Origin of the sequence: Parasediminibacterium schistidii (assembly GCF_046546515.1) — a bacterium.
GTDB lineage: Bacteria > Bacteroidota > Bacteroidia > Chitinophagales > Chitinophagaceae > Parasediminibacterium.
This window is the reverse complement of the sequence record NZ_JBKHKJ010000002.1, coordinates 145,767-162,417: the sequence shown is the minus strand read 5'-3', so window position 1 is coordinate 162,417 and position 16,651 is coordinate 145,767. Positions and strand designations below refer to the sequence as shown.

At 39.6% G+C, this 16,651-nt stretch carries 19 protein-coding genes; 10 read left to right on the top strand and 9 right to left on the bottom strand.

Annotated elements, in window-relative coordinates:
- Positions 1-74: 74 nt before the first annotated feature.
- The 8 genes from ACHFIY_RS01915 (at position 75) to ACHFIY_RS01880 (ending at position 5,292) form a co-directional block, all read left to right on the top strand.
- Positions 75-1,568, top strand: coding sequence for a tetratricopeptide repeat protein (locus ACHFIY_RS01915; protein ID WP_410844354.1), 1,494 nt, complete (start codon positions 75-77; stop codon positions 1,566-1,568).
- 115 nt (positions 1,569-1,683) lie between these two features.
- Positions 1,684-2,262: a MarC family protein gene (locus tag ACHFIY_RS01910; RefSeq protein ID WP_410844353.1), complete on the top strand. Its 579-nt coding sequence runs from the start codon at positions 1,684-1,686 to the stop codon at positions 2,260-2,262.
- Between the two features lie 23 nt (positions 2,263-2,285).
- Complete coding sequence (locus tag ACHFIY_RS01905) at positions 2,286-2,588, top strand: DUF2752 domain-containing protein (protein WP_410844352.1); 303 nt, start codon at positions 2,286-2,288, stop codon at positions 2,586-2,588.
- Positions 2,569-2,922 carry a TM2 domain-containing protein gene (locus ACHFIY_RS01900; protein ID WP_410844351.1) on the top strand — a complete coding sequence of 118 codons (354 nt, stop codon included), beginning with the start codon at positions 2,569-2,571 and terminating at the stop codon, positions 2,920-2,922. The genes ACHFIY_RS01905 and ACHFIY_RS01900 overlap by 20 nt, the downstream gene beginning before the upstream one ends.
- Positions 2,923-2,983: 61 nt before the next feature.
- Positions 2,984-3,136 (top strand): hypothetical protein, encoded by a 153-nt coding sequence (locus tag ACHFIY_RS01895; RefSeq protein ID WP_410844350.1) that lies wholly within the window; start codon positions 2,984-2,986, stop codon positions 3,134-3,136.
- Positions 3,137-3,252: 116 nt separating this feature from the next.
- Positions 3,253-3,675 carry an OB-fold protein gene (locus tag ACHFIY_RS01890; protein WP_410844349.1) on the top strand — a complete coding sequence of 141 codons (423 nt, stop codon included), beginning with the start codon at positions 3,253-3,255 and terminating at the stop codon, positions 3,673-3,675.
- Between the two features lie 12 nt (positions 3,676-3,687).
- Complete coding sequence (locus ACHFIY_RS01885) at positions 3,688-4,233, top strand: YceI family protein (protein ID WP_410844348.1); 546 nt, start codon at positions 3,688-3,690, stop codon at positions 4,231-4,233.
- 240 nt (positions 4,234-4,473) lie between these two features.
- On the top strand, positions 4,474-5,292 hold the full coding sequence (locus ACHFIY_RS01880; protein ID WP_410844347.1) for an enoyl-ACP reductase FabI: 819 nt from the start codon (positions 4,474-4,476) through the stop codon (positions 5,290-5,292).
- Between the two features lie 438 nt (positions 5,293-5,730).
- On the opposite strand, the gene ACHFIY_RS01875 is transcribed toward ACHFIY_RS01880, so the two are convergent.
- The 4 genes from ACHFIY_RS01875 to ACHFIY_RS01860 all read right to left on the bottom strand — a co-directional run bounded on the left by ACHFIY_RS01875 (position 5,731) and on the right by ACHFIY_RS01860 (position 8,895).
- Positions 5,731-6,609, bottom strand: coding sequence for an outer membrane beta-barrel protein (locus tag ACHFIY_RS01875; RefSeq protein WP_410844346.1), 879 nt, complete (start codon positions 6,607-6,609; stop codon positions 5,731-5,733).
- Positions 6,610-6,617: 8 nt separating this feature from the next.
- Positions 6,618-7,733, bottom strand: coding sequence for an anti-sigma factor family protein (locus ACHFIY_RS01870; RefSeq protein ID WP_410844345.1), 1,116 nt, complete (start codon positions 7,731-7,733; stop codon positions 6,618-6,620).
- Positions 7,734-7,842: 109 nt separating this feature from the next.
- On the bottom strand, positions 7,843-8,352 hold the full coding sequence (locus ACHFIY_RS01865; protein ID WP_410844344.1) for an RNA polymerase sigma factor: 510 nt from the start codon (positions 8,350-8,352) through the stop codon (positions 7,843-7,845).
- A 195-nt stretch (positions 8,353-8,547) separates the two neighbouring features.
- On the bottom strand, positions 8,548-8,895 hold the full coding sequence (locus ACHFIY_RS01860; RefSeq protein WP_410844343.1) for a phage holin family protein: 348 nt from the start codon (positions 8,893-8,895) through the stop codon (positions 8,548-8,550).
- A 73-nt stretch (positions 8,896-8,968) separates the two neighbouring features.
- On the opposite strand from ACHFIY_RS01860, the gene ACHFIY_RS01855 reads away from it, so the two are divergent.
- Positions 8,969-9,211 (top strand): hypothetical protein, encoded by a 243-nt coding sequence (locus ACHFIY_RS01855; protein WP_410844342.1) that lies wholly within the window; start codon positions 8,969-8,971, stop codon positions 9,209-9,211.
- Between the two features lie 494 nt (positions 9,212-9,705).
- Here ACHFIY_RS01855 and ACHFIY_RS01850 read toward each other — a convergent pair whose 3' ends face one another.
- The 5 genes from ACHFIY_RS01850 to ACHFIY_RS01830 all read right to left on the bottom strand — a co-directional run bounded on the left by ACHFIY_RS01850 (position 9,706) and on the right by ACHFIY_RS01830 (position 14,867).
- Positions 9,706-10,149 carry a DUF2721 domain-containing protein gene (locus tag ACHFIY_RS01850; RefSeq protein ID WP_410844341.1) on the bottom strand — a complete coding sequence of 148 codons (444 nt, stop codon included), beginning with the start codon at positions 10,147-10,149 and terminating at the stop codon, positions 9,706-9,708.
- Positions 10,150-10,193: 44 nt separating this feature from the next.
- Positions 10,194-11,576, bottom strand: coding sequence for a UDP-N-acetylmuramate--L-alanine ligase (locus ACHFIY_RS01845; protein ID WP_410844340.1), 1,383 nt, complete (start codon positions 11,574-11,576; stop codon positions 10,194-10,196).
- Between the two features lie 15 nt (positions 11,577-11,591).
- Complete coding sequence (locus ACHFIY_RS01840) at positions 11,592-12,737, bottom strand: PAS domain S-box protein (RefSeq protein WP_410844339.1); 1,146 nt, start codon at positions 12,735-12,737, stop codon at positions 11,592-11,594.
- Between the two features lie 207 nt (positions 12,738-12,944).
- Positions 12,945-13,994: a flavin reductase family protein gene (locus ACHFIY_RS01835; RefSeq protein WP_410844338.1), complete on the bottom strand. Its 1,050-nt coding sequence runs from the start codon at positions 13,992-13,994 to the stop codon at positions 12,945-12,947.
- A gap of 99 nt (positions 13,995-14,093) precedes the next feature.
- Positions 14,094-14,867, bottom strand: a complete 774-nt coding sequence (locus ACHFIY_RS01830; RefSeq protein WP_410844337.1) for a lysophospholipid acyltransferase family protein — start codon at positions 14,865-14,867, stop codon at positions 14,094-14,096.
- A 284-nt stretch (positions 14,868-15,151) separates the two neighbouring features.
- Here ACHFIY_RS01830 and lpdA point away from each other — a divergent pair, with 284 nt between their 5' ends.
- Positions 15,152-16,561 (top strand): dihydrolipoyl dehydrogenase, encoded by a 1,410-nt coding sequence (lpdA, locus tag ACHFIY_RS01825; protein WP_410844336.1) that lies wholly within the window; start codon positions 15,152-15,154, stop codon positions 16,559-16,561.
- Positions 16,562-16,651 lie beyond the last annotated feature (90 nt).

Sequence of the window (16,651 nt, the reverse complement as noted above, 5' to 3'; positions counted from 1 at the left end):
TTTGAAAAGAATAACCACATAGAATTTAATTAATAAAAGAGCTGCAATTTGTGGCTCTTTTTTATTTTCAAGGCATGATTAACAAAATAACCAGCACCTTTTGTTTTTTGCTTATCAGCTTGTTTGCTCATGCACAAGCCGAAAAAGTATATGAGTTTAACAGCACCTGCCAGCAGGCTTACCAAGAAATTATTAAGCTAAAAGTAGCTTCTGGCGTAGCCTTGATAGAAAAAGCCAAGCAGCAAAACCCTGACAACATTATCCCCTATTATTTAGATAGTTATGTTGACCTAATCTCACTTTTTTTTAGTGAGGATGCGGCCGACTATGCCATCAAGAAACCAAAAATTGAAGAACGCATAAAACTGCTGGAGCAAGGGCAGCAAAACTCCCCTTTTTATAGGTATTGCCTCAGCATGGCCTATCTTCAAAAAGCATTTATCGAAATTAAGTTTGTAGAAACCTGGCGGGCAAGTTGGGACGTGCGCAAAGCCTTCCTGTTGATAAAAGAAAACAAAAAGATATTCCCCACGTTTGCCCCAAACGATTTGATATATGGTGGGCTGCAAAGCGTTATTGCCACCATACCAAGCGGCTATTCTTTTTTTGCAAGTTTTGTGGGGCTTAGCGGGTCCATAGACGAAGGGATGAAATTGCTAAAAGGCTTTGCCAATAGCAGCGACCCTTATGCAAAGCTAATGAGCAGCGAAAGTGCTTTTATCTATTGCTATTTGTTGTACAATATAGAAAACAAAAAGCCGGAAGTATTTACATTTATACAAAACAAGAAACTAGACCTTGTTAATAATTATCTGCTGGCATACATGACCGCCAATTTGGCCATCACAGACAAGCAGCTAGCGATGGCAGAAAAAATAATCAACAACAGGAACAAGTCGCCGGAATATTACAACCTGCCTATCTGGGATTATGAAATGGGTTATATCAAACTCTACCACCTAGACGTGCAGGAAGCAGCTAAATACCTGGAAAGTTATTTGGCAAGTTTTAAAGGCAAGTTTTATATAAAAGATACTTACCTAAAACTAAGTTGGTGCTATTATTTGGCTGGCAACACAAGAGCCGCCGAAAACGCTAGGGCAAACATCCTAAAAAAAGGGGCAACTGATACCGATGCCGACAAACAGGCTTTGAAAGATGCCAAAAGCGGCATTTGGCCCAATATGCTTTTGTTGAAATCGAGGATGCTGTCAGACGGTGGCTATTATGCAGAAGCATTGGCAATACTGAACGGCAAAAGCATTAATAGCTTTGCAACGGATGAAGAGAAATTGGAGTATGTATATAGGCTAGGCAGGATTTATGACGACATGCACAAAAACGAGGAAGCCATACAATATTATAACACTGCCATAAGCATAGGCGTAAACAGGCGTGAATACTATGCAGCCAGAGCTGCACTGCAAATAGGCGAGATTTATGAACGCCAAGGAAAGAAAAAAGAAGCCCTAGCATTTTTCCAAAAATGCTTGGATATGAAAGACCATGAATATAAAAACTCGTTGGATCAAAAGGCAAAAACAGGCATTGAAAGATGCGGGGATTAAATGTTGTTTTAAATTTTGTGTTTTAAGTTTTAAATTAATAGCCATATCATCCAAAGGCTACATAAAATGCTTGGATAAACACAAAACCTAAAACACAAAACTTAAAACAATAACAATGACCAGTCCTTATAACGAAATACTTACCGTAACCTTCACCCTTTTTGCGGTGATAGATATTGTTGGCTCCATACCCACCTTAATTTCCATAAAGCAAAAATCAGGAGGCATCAAAGCGTGGCTAGCCACGCTGGTATCGGGGGCTTTGATGGTATTGTTTTTATTTTTTGGGGCTGGCTTCCTTAAAATACTTGGGCTAGACGTGAGGTTTTTTGCCGTTGGTGGTTCCATTGTTATTTTTTTGGTAGGGCTGGAAATGGTACTAGGGCACGAAATATTCAAGGCCGAAAAAAATGCCCAGGCCAGTAATATGGTACCCATTGCTTTCCCGTTAATAGCAGGGAGCGGAACGCTCACCACTATCATTAGCCTGAAAGCCAACTATGACGACTGGATTATAACCATGGGCATACTAATCAACCTTGTTGTCATTTACATAGGGCTGCTTTTGCTAGACCCCATCGAGCGTGCATTGGGCGAAGCCGGGTTACTGGCCGTCCGCAAGTTTTTTGGGGTGATACTACTGGCAATCGCCGTGAAAATATTCAGTACCAACTTGGGTGCTTTTGGAAAGTAGCCATTAAGTATTATTTTTATAACATGAAACAAGCCATTAAATGGTTCTCCCGTCATTTGGAGCTGCTGTTTTTTATATTGGCATTAGTGGTGCTTTATTTCATGAAAGTAGATGCCAATGCACCTTCCCTATGTTTTTTCAAATGGCTTGGGTTAAGCCATTGCCCGGGTTGCGGCATTGGCCACTCTATGCGCTATGCACTGCACGGGGAGTTTAAAAAATCTTTTTTGCATCATCCCTTTGGAATTTTGGCAATAATTATTATCTTGTATAGGATTATTCAATTACTTACCCAAAAAAAATTGTATGAGGCCAAAAATCATTAACCTTATCCCATCTATCGAGGCAGAGGAACTTGCTTATTTACACGCTGTTACCAAAGATTTAACTGACGACAAGCTACAAACCTTCTTAGCTGTTTATAATGGCAAGAGAAAGAAATCGGAGGTGATTTTAATAGGTTGCGTGCTTGGTTTTGTAGCTGCCGGGGGCATTCAACGCTTTATGGTAGGGCAAATAGGCATGGGCGTTTTGTACTTGTTTACGGGCGGCTTGTGCCTTATTGGCACCATAGTGGATTTGATAAACTACAAGCAAATAGCATTTGACTACAATGCTAAAATGGCTGTGGAGTCGATGGGCATGGTGAATGCTTTTTAGCATTAACTACGAAAAATTTTTGTAAACCTAAACTCCAATTATTATTACAAAAAATTTCTATATGCCAACAAAACAACAAAAAGAAGTAGTTGCAACCACTGCCTCTGTAAAAAAGAAAACAACATCAAAAAAACCAAGGCCAGAACCTGGCACAATTGAAGCGGTACAACGTTCGGAGGCAATAGCTAAAAGACATAACTATAGATGGGGATAAAAGCAACCTTCTTTAACTGTAATTCGTAATAATATGGGTGAGTTCGATAATGTTAATGCCCCATTTCCCACACTAATAGTTATTTTTGCACTCTAAACAAGAAAAGAATAAATAAAATGGACAAGAAGAAGATTGTTATTGGCGTATTGCTAGCTGGTGTTATAGGCTTAATTGGCGTATGGTATTTTATATTCTACAAGCCAACCCATTTTAAAAGGGACGTTGCCGACGAGCAGGCCATAGTAGTAACAGCAAAAGATATAGTAAAAGAATTTCAGGCAAACGAAGCCGCTGCTAATAAAAAATATTTGAACAAGGCCGTAGAAGTAACAGGTGAAGTAACGGAAGCAAAAAAAGACCAGGATGGCAAACCAACTGTAACTTTAAAAAGTGATGATAGCTTTTCCAATGTGTTTTGTACTTTAAAAGGCGATAAATTGCTAGAGGCAAAAGGTGGCACGACTATTTCTGTGAAAGGAATTGTTACAGGATTTTTAAGCGATGTGGTGATTATAGATGCCATTGTTACAAAACAATAAACCAGTTGTGGAATGATAAAAAAATTAATATTAATAGCCAGTTTTTTCCTTGCATTTACTATTGCCTTGCAGGCACAAAAACTATATTCGACTAAGTCGGCACAGGTAAAATTTGCTTCCAGCACAGCAGCCGAAGACATTGAAGCTACAAACAACCAGGCCGAAAGCAAACTGACAGACAAAGGTCAAATTATGTTCAGCCTGCTGATAAAAGGCTTTAAGTTTGAAAATGAATTGATGCAGGAGCATTTCAATGGTAAGGAATACATGCAGAGCGATGTGTACCCCAAAGCAGAATTTAAAGGCACAATTGTGAATATTGCCACAGTAAACTTTGCAAAAGACGGTGCCTACCCTGTGATGGTAGATGGCAACCTCACTATAAGGGGCGTTACCCAAAAAACAAAAGCCGCTGGCTTAGTGGTTATAGAAAAAGGAAAAGTGAATACCAAAAGTACTTTTAAAATAAAGCTAAATGACTATGGCATAAAAGGAAAAGATATTGGTTCTGTAATAGCTGCTGCCGTGGAAATAACGGTGGCTGCGAAATATGAGTAGGCAAAGGGGCAAAGAGGTAAGAGTAAGGAGTTATCAATTATGAGTTTTTTACCGTAGCGATTTTGGCTTCTCGTTTCTAACTTTTTGCCTCAGGCTAATAGCGTTTAAAAAAATTTGACATAAAATACAATATTGGAAATGCTTATGAAAATTTAAAAGCGATTAGCCTAAAATGCAACTGCACGCTTTATAGAATTAAGTATTATGTTTGATGCTTCAAATAATTATTAATCTTAGGCTATGCCATACAATTTACTAAAAGGGAAAAGGGGGATTATAACAGGCGCACTAGACGAAAACTCTATTGCTTGGAAAGTTGCTGAAAAAGCGTATGAGGAAGGTGCAACCTTTGTGTTGACCAATGCCCCAATTGCCATGCGGATGGGAGAAATAAACAAATTGGCTGAAAAAACAAACTCGAAAATCATCCCTGCCGATGCTACGAGCGTAGAAGACCTGACTAAGTTGTTCACTGAGTCGCAGGAAGTATTGGGTGGCAAGCTAGATTTTGTGCTGCATTCTATTGGAATGAGCGTGAATATCCGCAAAAAAATACCTTATACCGAGTCTAATTATGAGTTTTTTCAAAAAGGCATTGATGTGTCTGCATTGTCGTTCCACAAAATGCTGGCAGTAGCCAAGAAGTTAGATGCCATCAACGAATGGGGCAGCGTAGTAGCCCTTACTTATATGGCGGCACAGCGTACCTACCCTTTTTATACAGATATGGCAGATATTAAAGCCATGCTGGAGTCTATTGCCCGCAGCTTTGGCTACCATTATGGCTTGGATAAGAAGGTACGCATAAACACGGTATCCCAATCGCCTACAAAAACAACCGCTGGCACAGGTATCAAAGGCTTTGGCGACTTTTTTGATTATGCCAATGCCATTGCGCCCTTGGGCAATGCTACTGCAGAAGATTGTGCCAACTATTGCATTACCCTTTTCTCCGACCTTACCCGCATGGTTACCATGCAAAATCTGTTTCACGATGGTGGGTATTCTTCTACTGGCGTAAGCGGTATTGTTTTGGAAAAAATGGGCTTGGAAGGATAAGGGACATCCAATAAACCTATAAGGCTTCAAAAACCTTATAGGTAGGCTGTTCAGAATCAGCGGTTCTTCTTCGTTCAGTATTCAGCTACTTACGCAAAAGTAAATTTACTGCTTAGTAGTCTAACCGCACCAATCTTTGTGTCCTTTAAGTGAAACGTCTTACCTAAAAAGAAACTTTCTTTGTGCTTCTTTGCGAAAAACTTTGTGTTCTTTGTGGTTAAACCTTCGCTTAAAACTGTACGAAGTCTTTAAAGCCTATTCTGTGCAGCCTACCTTATAGGTTTTAATTACTGTATATATCCTAAAAAAATAAACGCCTCTTGGAAAAGAGGCGTTTCTAAAACAACATGAGAAAACCAAAAGAGTTATGAATGATGTATTATAAGTTATGAATTATGAGTATGTAGATTCTTTTATGTTCTTAATTCCTAATTAAACTTACCATTTACTAAACCTTACGCCTATCGCAAAAGGATATTGCTCCAAGCCAGTGCTTTCTTTGTGCAATGTATTTAGGCTGTAGCTGCCATACAAACGTACCGACCCTACACCAATTTCACCAATAGCTGCTAACCGGAAAGGGTTTAGCTGAAAAGGACCATTGAATTTTTGCTTGCCTCGCTCGTTGCTTATTTGCTTGTTGCGGCTGCCTATTAAATACCCTGCGCTAACGCCTGCACTAAAACTAAATGCTTTGTTGCTGCACGGCTTTGTATTTATATTCACCATCAATGGAATGGTAAGGTAGCTTGCATATAATTTATCTTTTGAAAAATTAACAGAATCGGTAAATATGGTTGGCACAGGCCCATTGCGGTAGCTAACATTGTTTGCAAACCGAAAGTTGTACATTTCTAAGCCCAGCCCATATTTCAGGTTAATTACTTTTTTGGCAACATCTAGCTTTTGCATAAAAAACCAAATGTTCACGTTGGACGATTTGCCACCATTCAATTCCAACGAATTGGAGCCAACAGGCCTCTTGCTATCAATATACCCTTTTGCTAAGGCTGCGGTATAGTTGGTCTTGTCTTGATAATTAGCAAAGCCAAGGTCAAATATCAACCAGTTGGTGCTTATCCTACTTGGCTTTTTGTTTTTATCGCCATTAGAAAAATTAATATTTACGGTAACATGCTTATTATCATGCTTCTCATTGTCATTAGAAGAGCCGCTACCCGGCTTATTCTTTTTTATAATAATAAAATTGCCCACTTTTATGGTATCTATATTCCCCTCTTTTTGTGTGGTATCCGTTTGCGAAAATCCCGATATAGCTATCAATAGCAGCACCACTGCCATATATATTCTTTTCATGCTAAATGTTATTTATGATTGCCTCCCAAAACCTTTGATGCTTTTCTTAGAAAGCCCCTTAGCTTGTCTTTGTCTATTTGTATATTGCCTACATTAATGTTCCTGTCGTCATCATCGGTATTCAATTCTTTATACACAGTGGCTTGCGATAAGCTATTGTTGATTATTGCTGGGTTATTTTTATTATTTCCATCATTGCCGCTGGCATACGAGGCATTTTGATTCGCTGCTGTCATCGTATTATTGCCAGCTTTCATCGGCGTCCTGTCCGACACAAAAGCATCTGTATCTTTTATGGGCAATTTGTCGTAAACAACAGGCGCAGTTTTGTTATGCTGATTTGAGGCAGATGAACGTGCATTATTATCAACATACTTCCGTTTCAACTTCACATCTTCCCAAAAATTTGCATTTTCTATACCCGTTTCTGTAACGTCATCAGCTAATGGCTGCTTGCGGGTAGTATTAACTGCGCTTACGCCATATCCGCCAATATCCTTTTTAATAATAATAGGTGCTGCTTCTGTATTTTCAGGTGAAAGTGTTGGCTTGCTGCCATTATCTACTTTTTCGGATGATACCACATGCAAAGGTGGAAGATTATTTTTGTTGTTGTTTGTCAAATCTGAAAATAAAACAAAGCCTAGCCCAACCAATACTGCTGCCACAGCTACACGCATCCACTGCATATAAACCACCTTTCTTTCTTTTTTATACAATTCCTTTTTATTGGGATGTGGGATTGCTATTGGTTCAAGCTTGGTTTGTTTCAGCAAGGCAAAGGAGTCCTGGGCGGCAGGGTGCTGCAATAAAAATTTTTCTACTTCCTTTTTGTCTTTTTCGTTTAATTCATTGTCAATATATAGCAAAAATTGTTCTTCACTATTTTGGCTATTGATATTGTTAGATGTATTAATGTTTTTAAAAAGAAGGCTTTTGTCAAAAGATAGCGCTTCTTCGTTAGGCATCAAAACAGCCCCTTGAAGCAATTCAAGTTCTTTGCGCAACGCTGGGTGATTTGCTATAAATGCCTCTACCATGGCTTTTTGGCTAGCAGGCAGCTCACCGTCTATATACAGCAGGAAATATTCCTCGTAATTATCACTATTGATGTTTATGTTCATTGTATTACCAAGATACTTTTAAACTAAACCGGTTAAAGTTTATATTCCTTATGTTTCCAATTACCATGCCTGTTCCTTTCTTCCACCCCTTTAGGGGCTGGGGTGTGGATTAAACCCCTACGCCACCTTCCATCAAAACATGATCGGGGCTTACCAAATAATTCCGCAGGGTCAACCTCGCCCTGTGCAGGTAAACCTTTACCTGTGTTTCGTTCAGCCCCATTATTTTGCTTATCTCTTCGTAGCTATACCCTTCATAGTCTTTCAGCATTACTAAGCTTCTTTGTGTTTCATTCAGCCTATTCAATGCTTCCATTAGCACTTTTTTTGTTTCCTTGCCCGACGATTGGTGCACCGCCCTTGATTCGTCTTCAAAATCTTCTTTTAAGCTTATACGCTTGTTCTTGCGGATATGGTCTATCATTTGGTTGTAGGCCACTGTAAACAAATAACTCTTGCATTTTTCATTTTCTACCTGCTCCCTGTTCCGCCACAGCTTTTCAAAGGCTGTTTGCACTACATCCCTTGCGTCCTCCTCATGCCGCAAGTTTTTCACGATGAACCTGTACACATTGTCTGCATACTCGTTCACACATTGGTTGTATTGTCTCTCGGTCATAAACAGGTAAAAAATGTTGCTTTATATGTATTGGTACGCAGGAAAGGAGTAAAAGTTACAGTAGTGGGGAAAAATATTTTATTCGTTAGCCGAGGTATAAACTATATAGCGTTCAAAACCCTATGTAGTTTAACATTACGAAAACCTGAGTTTAAGTTTTTTATTCTCCCCTTTGCATCCTTGCCATTTTGCCTACTACTCCGCATTATCCCTAATAGCACCTTCTATAAGCGAGGTAACAAAAGAAACAATCAAGCTGAAAAGCAATGCTGAAAACCAGCCACTTACTTTAAATCCGGGTACTATGTCTGAAGCCCATTTTACAATCAACACATTAATAACCAGTAGGAATAGCCCAAAGGTTAAAATGGTAATGGGGATGGTAAGCACTATCAATATAGGCTTGATAAAATTGTTGAGCAGACCTAGCACGGCAGCTACAAATACGGCGGTAAGCGTGCTGTCTATACTTATGCCGTCTAACAAATAAGACGCAATAAGTACGCCGATAGATGAAACCAAGGTTTTTAAAATAAATTTCATGATGGGAGGCGGTTTGTGTGCGGAAGATAAGGGATTTTGGTTTTGGTGGCTAAGGAATTGATAAATTTATTTTATGAAAGACGTAGTGGGTGCATTTCAGAATTTCGCTTTTATTGTTTTCAATTTGGCAGAAGTACGAAATATTTATTCCTGCAATAGTCAATCCCTTTTGTTTGCTGCTAAGCAAGCATCCTATATGGGGGAATTTTGGGATGCTAATGGGGGCATATTCCCCCCATATAGGATTTTTATTTTGGGCTATATGCCTATCTATGCGAATTTTACAGTAAACTTGGAGTTACTACTCACCACATAGGTAAGAAAAAAAGAAAAGAGACTAAACATAGTATTTTGCTTGCCTTTTTAGTTTTTATAGTCATATAATGAAATTTAAAATAGGTTAAAAACTATGTTTTTTTCTTTTACTCGCTTAAATCTGTGTGTACTATGTGTCTATGTGGTGAAAAAATACTTGAGTAGTAGCAACTAGTGGCATCTTGGCCTTGCCTCTTGCATCGGATGTTAATTGGCTTAGGAAAATGATAATTCACCATCAAAATCTTATCTGTTTCTTATCAATAAATTATCAGTTTCTTATCATAAAACTATCAATCCAGTATCAATAAACTATCATAAAATTCACTTAAATTATAATAAAAAATGAGGCTTTAAAAATATAAAAAACTGAATATCAATGAGTTAAAGGGGGAAAAGGGAAATAGCAAAAAAAATAAACCACCGAAAAACAAAAAATCAACCAGTTGAAATCGTCGTTTAATTCTTCGCATAAAGTCTATGTAGTGAAAACGATTACTCCCTATCGAATTTCTTTTTGATGTATTGTAATACAGACGGGTCTTCAAGGCCTTCCATGTCGCTAAGCTCTAGCTCTATGGCTTTGTTGCTAAGGTTTATTTCCATTAAAGACACGCAAAGCGATGCCGCAAAAGAAAGCATCCCACCAGCAAAAATCCAATTGGCAATCAGCATGTAACCAGCGTAAATCATGTACATGCAAAGTATACTGCACAAAAAAGCCAGCACGCCTAGCATCTGCATATTCCTGATTAACTTCAAGCGGTAGCGCAGGTTTTTTATCTGCCCATGGATAATGTGTTTATTATCGTGCTTTATATACAATTCATGCAACGACCTTACCCTGCTTGACAAGGCTAGGAAACGGTTGGTATAGGCCAGCATCACCAAGCTGATGGCTGGGAACAATAGTGCCGGTGTGTTGATACTAATATCCATGAGGGAAAGGTATTAAAAAAGGGTTATTTAAGATATTTACAAAATTATCCCAACCCCGCAAACACTCCCTTTGCAAAAATATCCAAGCTTGGGTCTCTTGCACCCATAAGCAGTAATACGCAATTGTCTGTAAAATGAGTTTCTAGGTCAGCTAGCAAATCATCCCTATTATCAACAAAAAAAGCTTGCTTGCCAAGTGCTCTTATGTCTTGTATCAAGTCGTTGGCACTGATGTCTTTCACGGCAGTGCCGCCAGCGTAGAATATCTCGCTCATCCAAATCTCGTCTTGCGGTCTTAGGGCTGCGGCAATGGCTTCTACAAAATCTGTCCGTAAAAAGCGGGTAGGGCCATACCCATGTGGCTGGAACCAGGCAATTACTTTTTCTGCCAATGGTTGAACGCCCAATATAGCAGCCGCTACCTTAGCTGGGTTGTGGGCATAATCGTCTATCACCCAAATGCCCCCCTTCTTGCCTAACACCTGATTGCGGCGATAAATTCCCTTGTATGCAGTAATGGCTTCGCTGCAAGTAGCTAGGCTTACCCCCAGTTGGTTGGCAACGCAAACTGCTGCCAGCACATTTTCCATATTGTGTTTGCCAATGGCGTGCAATGTAAATGGTACATCGTTAATAGTAAACTGTATTTCTAAACCCTGCTGCTGAAAATTATCTGCTATGTAGCCAGCCTCTATCGTTGCATCACTAGAAAAATCCTGTTTTTTATCTTGGGAAAAAGTGGCAGCCAATTCATGCGAAGCATTCACAATAAATACTTGGCTATTGGCTTTAAATGTTTGAAACAAGGGTAGCAATTCGCTTATTTCCTTATGGTCTTTGTCGATGTTTAGCAATATCCCAATTTCTGGGTGGTAGTTGATGATAGAGCCATCGCTTTCATCAGCTTCTATTACCAAAAAATCGCCTTTGCCCACTTGGGCATTGCCTATTTTGCCTTGCTCCTGCAAGCGTACCAACCCTGCACCGCTGATGATGCCTGGCTGCAAACCAGCATATTCTAAAATATCAAACAGCATGGCGGTGGTGGTGCTTTTGCCACTAGTGCCGCCAATGGCTATGCCTCTTTTTTCTTGCAGTATCAAGCTGAGCAGTTCGGCCCTTTTAATGATTGGGATGTTCAAACTCTTGGCTTTTTGTATCTCCGCATTGCTTTCCTCAATGGCAGTGGAAATAACAACGAGTTGGGTTTCTTTATCAATGCCGCTACTGTCTTGCACAAAACAGGCTATGCCTTCGGCTTCTAGTTTTTCCTGTGTTTCGTTTTTTTCTGAAAGGTGGAAATAGCGGTCGCTGCCAGTGATGATTTTATAGCTGCCTGCAAGGTATTGCGCAATGGCGCTCATGCCTGTGCCCGCAACGCCTATTAAATGTATTTTTTGTATTCCTTGTAATGAGGTGAGTGTCATAAAAATAAAAAAATTTTACAATGGCTTGTTTGCAAAAGTTTGATTGCTCAAATCGTTCTTGAGAAACACGATAGAGTCATTGGCATTTTTTAAGGCTGTCAAATCCCTGGTAATTTTTGTGAAGCCAATTACTTCGCCATCATAACCTTTTATTGCTGTTATTGTTACCCTTGCCCAAAAAGTAGACCCATCCTTGCGTACACGCCAGCCTTCATCCTGGGCATTCCCTGTTGTTTTAGCTTTCTCAATCAAAAAAGATGATTTTCCATTTTCCCTGTCTTCTCTGGTATAAAATATGCTAAAATTCTTGCCAATTATTTCTTTAGCTTTATACCCTTTCATCTTTTCCGAACCTTTGTTCCAATTTTCAATATAGCCGCTTTCGTCTAGCATTAAAATGGCGTAATCTTCAATTTCTTCAACTATCCTGCTGAAATGGATGGCTTTTAAGTCTTTCACCCCAATACTTTCCGACACGATAGATTTTATCGTGTTGTCAAAACTATTTGTAGCTTCTATGAACATTTTTACCCAGGCATCATCTACCTGAAACTGCTTATATTTAATTAAATTAACCAGCCCCATGATATTGGTTAAGGGCTGCCTGATTTGATGAGACTGGAGCTGGGCAATTTTACTCAATGATTCATTTTTTGCGTCAGTCTCGTCCAGTTGCTGGAGCAGTTTCTTTTCGCTCATCTCAAGTTCCATCAACGTTGTTACTTGGCGGGAAAGCACTGTTAACGATTTCTGTTGCAATGGTGTAAGGTTGCTTGGCTTTAAGTCGAAAAGGCATAAGGTACCCAGCCTTAGCCCATTAGAAAGAATGAGTGGGGCCCCGGCATAAAACCTTAAATGCGGGTTGGATTTTACTAAAGGGTTATTGGCAAACCTTGCATCTTTAGTAGCGTCTGGTACTATAGACAAATCATTCTGCTGTATCCCATATTGGCAAAAGGAGGTTTCCCTTGGCATCGCTTCTACATCTACTCCTGTCCTTACCTTTAGCCAGTTGATGCTTTCACCCAGCAGTGTAATTAAAGCAATAGGTTTTTCACATAATTCAGACGCTAAATCTACAATATCCTGGAATCCAGCATGTTTAGTAAAATCTATTTTTAAATATTCCTGAACAGCAAGCAGCCTTTCTTTTTCAAGCATGGTATTTATTCAATTATTATAATGTTAAGAAAGGAAAATGGAAAAATAACCAAGCATTACAGCAGGTAAAATTAAGCATTCAACACCAAGCTATAGTGAATTCACATTATAAATAAAAAAATAAATCTGTGCAAGGGATATCTGATGGTAAATGATAAGGGCAATTTTTAGTGTTGTTAATAATATTAATTTCAGGACCATTTTAATTTATAACTCATAACTCAATAAAGCGTTTCCCCCCACAGCATATCCTGTGCAGGTAAGTACCCTGCCTTGGGCTATCTCATTGTCCATTAATACTTCATTGTGCCACATCCATACTTTTCCACTAATGCAGGTAGCGGCGCAAGTGCCGCACTGCCCGCTCTCGCAGCTATAAGGCAAATTGATGCCCAGTATTTTTGCTGTTTGAAGGATAGTAGAGGGGTATTGTGTTTCAAAATTGTATTGTTTCCCAGCTAGTTGGATAGTAACCCTGTGCGCATCTGTATCTGGTGGAAGTGGTTTTGTTTTGGGCTTTACAATTTCAAAAACTTCTTTTTTTATGTTTTCATGCGGCACGCCCTGCCTTTGCAGCTCGATGGTAGCCATTTGCATAAACCTATATGGACCGCATAAATAAAATAAGATATGGGGCATTGAAATGCTTGCGTGCTGCCTTACCAATTGCTCCAACAATGCAATGCCAAGCCTTGCCCTGCTTAAATTCTTGGCATTGCTAAATAAAAATTCAATCTTTAACCTTCCATCAAATATTTTCCTTAATTCTATTAGTTCATGGTAAAAAATGGTCGTTTCTATGCTTGAATTGCTATAAATCAACACAATAGAAATATGCGGATATAGCTGCAATGCTGTTTTGATAAGGCTAAAAACAGGCACTATGCCACTGCCAGCCGCAATAAAAAAGAGTTGTTGAAAAGAAGCAATATGCGTTGGCAATACAAAAAAGCCTGATGCCCCGATAGATTGCAAAGTGTCCCCAACCTGCATTTTATCTACCATCATCCGCGAATAAGTGCCATTGTCAACACGCTTTATGGTAATAGTTATTGGTTCATCAATTACAGGGCTGGAAGCTATGGAATAGTTCCGCCTTTCTTCCTCACCAGCATTGTTATGGAAAACAAATGTGAGGAATTGGCCTGCATTGTAGCTTACAGGCACATCTGGTTTTAATACAAACGACTTTACCAAAGGTGCTTCTTCCCTAATCTGCGTAATTGTAAAATGTACCAGTTTGTTTACCGGAAGCATCCGTTTACTCGTTTATCAAAGTAAATTATTTTGTGTACTTTTCCTATTACATATCATAGTCGACTGACCACTGACCACTGACCACTGACCACTGACTTCTTACGACTGATTACATACGACTGATGTCTGATGATGCTTGCCTTTCAGCATGAATTTTTTGCTTTGCTCTATTGCATCCATTACTTGGTTCAGTATTTCATCTACGGGTTGGGAATAGTCAATAACCATTGGCTCTTTAAAGCGTACGCTGAGCAAGGATCCTTTTTTCTTGAATGACAAGCCTTTTTTGGTAAATGCCCGCCAAAAACCATTGATAACTACTGGCACTACTATTGGCTGGTTGTTCTTAATAATATAAGCGGTGCCTTTCCTGCCGGGTGCAAAAGGTTTTGTGGTGCCTTGCGGAAAAGTAATGACCCAGCTAGTTTCCAAGGCTTGCTTTATTTTGCGTGTGTCCGATGGGTCTAGCCCGCGCCTTACTTCCTGCCCTTCTGCTCGCCAAGTTCTTTTTACGGTTAATGCGCCTGCCAAAATAAACAAGCGGCTTATCCAGCTGCCTTTCATCGTTTCCTCTGCAGCTACAAAATACAAGTTAGTAATAGGGAACAGCAAATAATAAGGCAGCCCAAGCCTGTTTTCTTTCCGCCACTTTACTGCGCAAAATATATGTATAAACATAATCACGTCGGCAAAATAAGTTTGGTGGTTGCTTACAAACAATACATTTTTTTTAGGCAGGTTTTTGATATGTTCAGTACCAGAAATAGATATTTTATTGATAATGGCAAGGCCAGGATAGGTAACTACACCCACTACCGTGTAGATGACGGAACGAACCAGCTTTAAATGCTTTAGTTTTTCAACCAAACTCATATATGGTAAGTTTTCTGTGAAACAAATGACTGCAATATAGTTATATGTGGCTAAACAAAACCTTCAAAAAGGGGAAACACATCTAAATATAATTTCACTTACGATTTGGGCTTGGCTACTTTTCTGGCATTAAACTAATTAGAACGTACTTACGACTACATATTCAGAAACAACCTTTTGTTGTTTGGACTTTAGCAACTAATTTCGCAAACGCAAAAAGTTAGCTTGGGGGCATACATGGTGTAGCCACCATATTTTCAAAAAAAAATCAAACAGGTTATTTTATGGCATACGATGTAATTGTTTTAGGTAGCGGCCCGGGTGGCTATCCTGCTGCTATACGTGCTTCCCAATTGGGCTTCAAGGTAGCAATCATTGAAAAAGAAAGCCTAGGTGGTGTTTGCTTAAACTGGGGCTGTATCCCTACCAAAGCATTACTGAAAAGCGCGCAGGTATATGAGTACTTGAAGCATTCTGCCGATTATGGCATTACCTCAACTGGCGTTAGCCATGATTTTGGCGGCGTTATTAAGCGTAGCCGTGGCGTTGCCGACAAAATGAGCAAAGGCGTTCAATTCCTGATGCGCAAGAACAAGATTGACGTAATTATGGGTTACGGCAAAATAAAAGCAAAGGGGCAAATAGAAGTTACTGCTGCTGATGGGGCAAAACAAATAGTGGAAGGAAAATACATAGTAATAGCAACAGGTGGCCGTGGCCGCCAATTGCCAAACCTGCCTATTGATGGCCAAAAAGTAATTGGCTATAGGGAAGCCATGGTGTTGCCAGCACAACCCAAAAGCATGATTATTGTGGGCAGTGGCGCCATAGGGGTAGAATTTGCTTATTTCTACAACAGCATGGGTACTAAGGTAACCATCGTGGAGTTTTTGCCACGCATTGTTCCTGTTGAGGATGAGGACATTAGCAAAGAATTGGAAAAGAACTACAAGAAGCAAGGCATAGACATTATGACCAACGCCTCTGTTGAAAGCGTTGACACTTCTGGCGAAGGCGTTAAAGCCAAAGTAAAGCTACAAGATGGCAGCTATGTTACTTTAGAAGCAGACATAGTACTTAGTGCAGTAGGTGTAGTAGCCAACATAGAAAATATTGGCTTGGAAGAACTAGGCATCAAAACCGAGAAAGGCAAAATAGTTGTGGACAAATATTACCAAACCAGCGTTGCAGGCATATTAGCCATTGGGGATGCCACGCCAGGACAGGCATTGGCGCACGTTGCCAGCAAAGAGGGCATTAATGCTGCCGAATTTATTGGTTACAACGAAAAGAAATTAAACCATTTGCCCGAGCCTATGGACTACAACAATATCCCAGGTTGTACCTATTGTACGCCTGAAATTGCTAGTGTTGGCCTTACCGAAAAAGCCGCCAAAGATGCTGGCTTAGATATTAAAGTGGGTAAATTCCCGTTCATTGCTAGCGGTAAAGCAAGTGCATCTGGTAATACCGATGGTTTTGTAAAAGTAATTTACGATGCAAAATATGGCGAACTCCTAGGCGTTCACATGATTGGCACAAACGTTACCGAAATGATTGCCGAAGTAGTTACTGCCAGGAAACTGGAAACTACTGGCCACGAAATATTAAACGCCGTTCACCCTCACCCTACCATGAGCGAGGCATTTAAAGAAGCAACTGCTGTTGCCTATGGCGAAGCAACTGATATTTAGTCCTACGTCATCAGTGTGAGCGAAAAAATCATTTAATTATTAAAAAGCCTGTTGCAGAGATGCAATGGGCTTTTTAAGTTTTGTTACTGC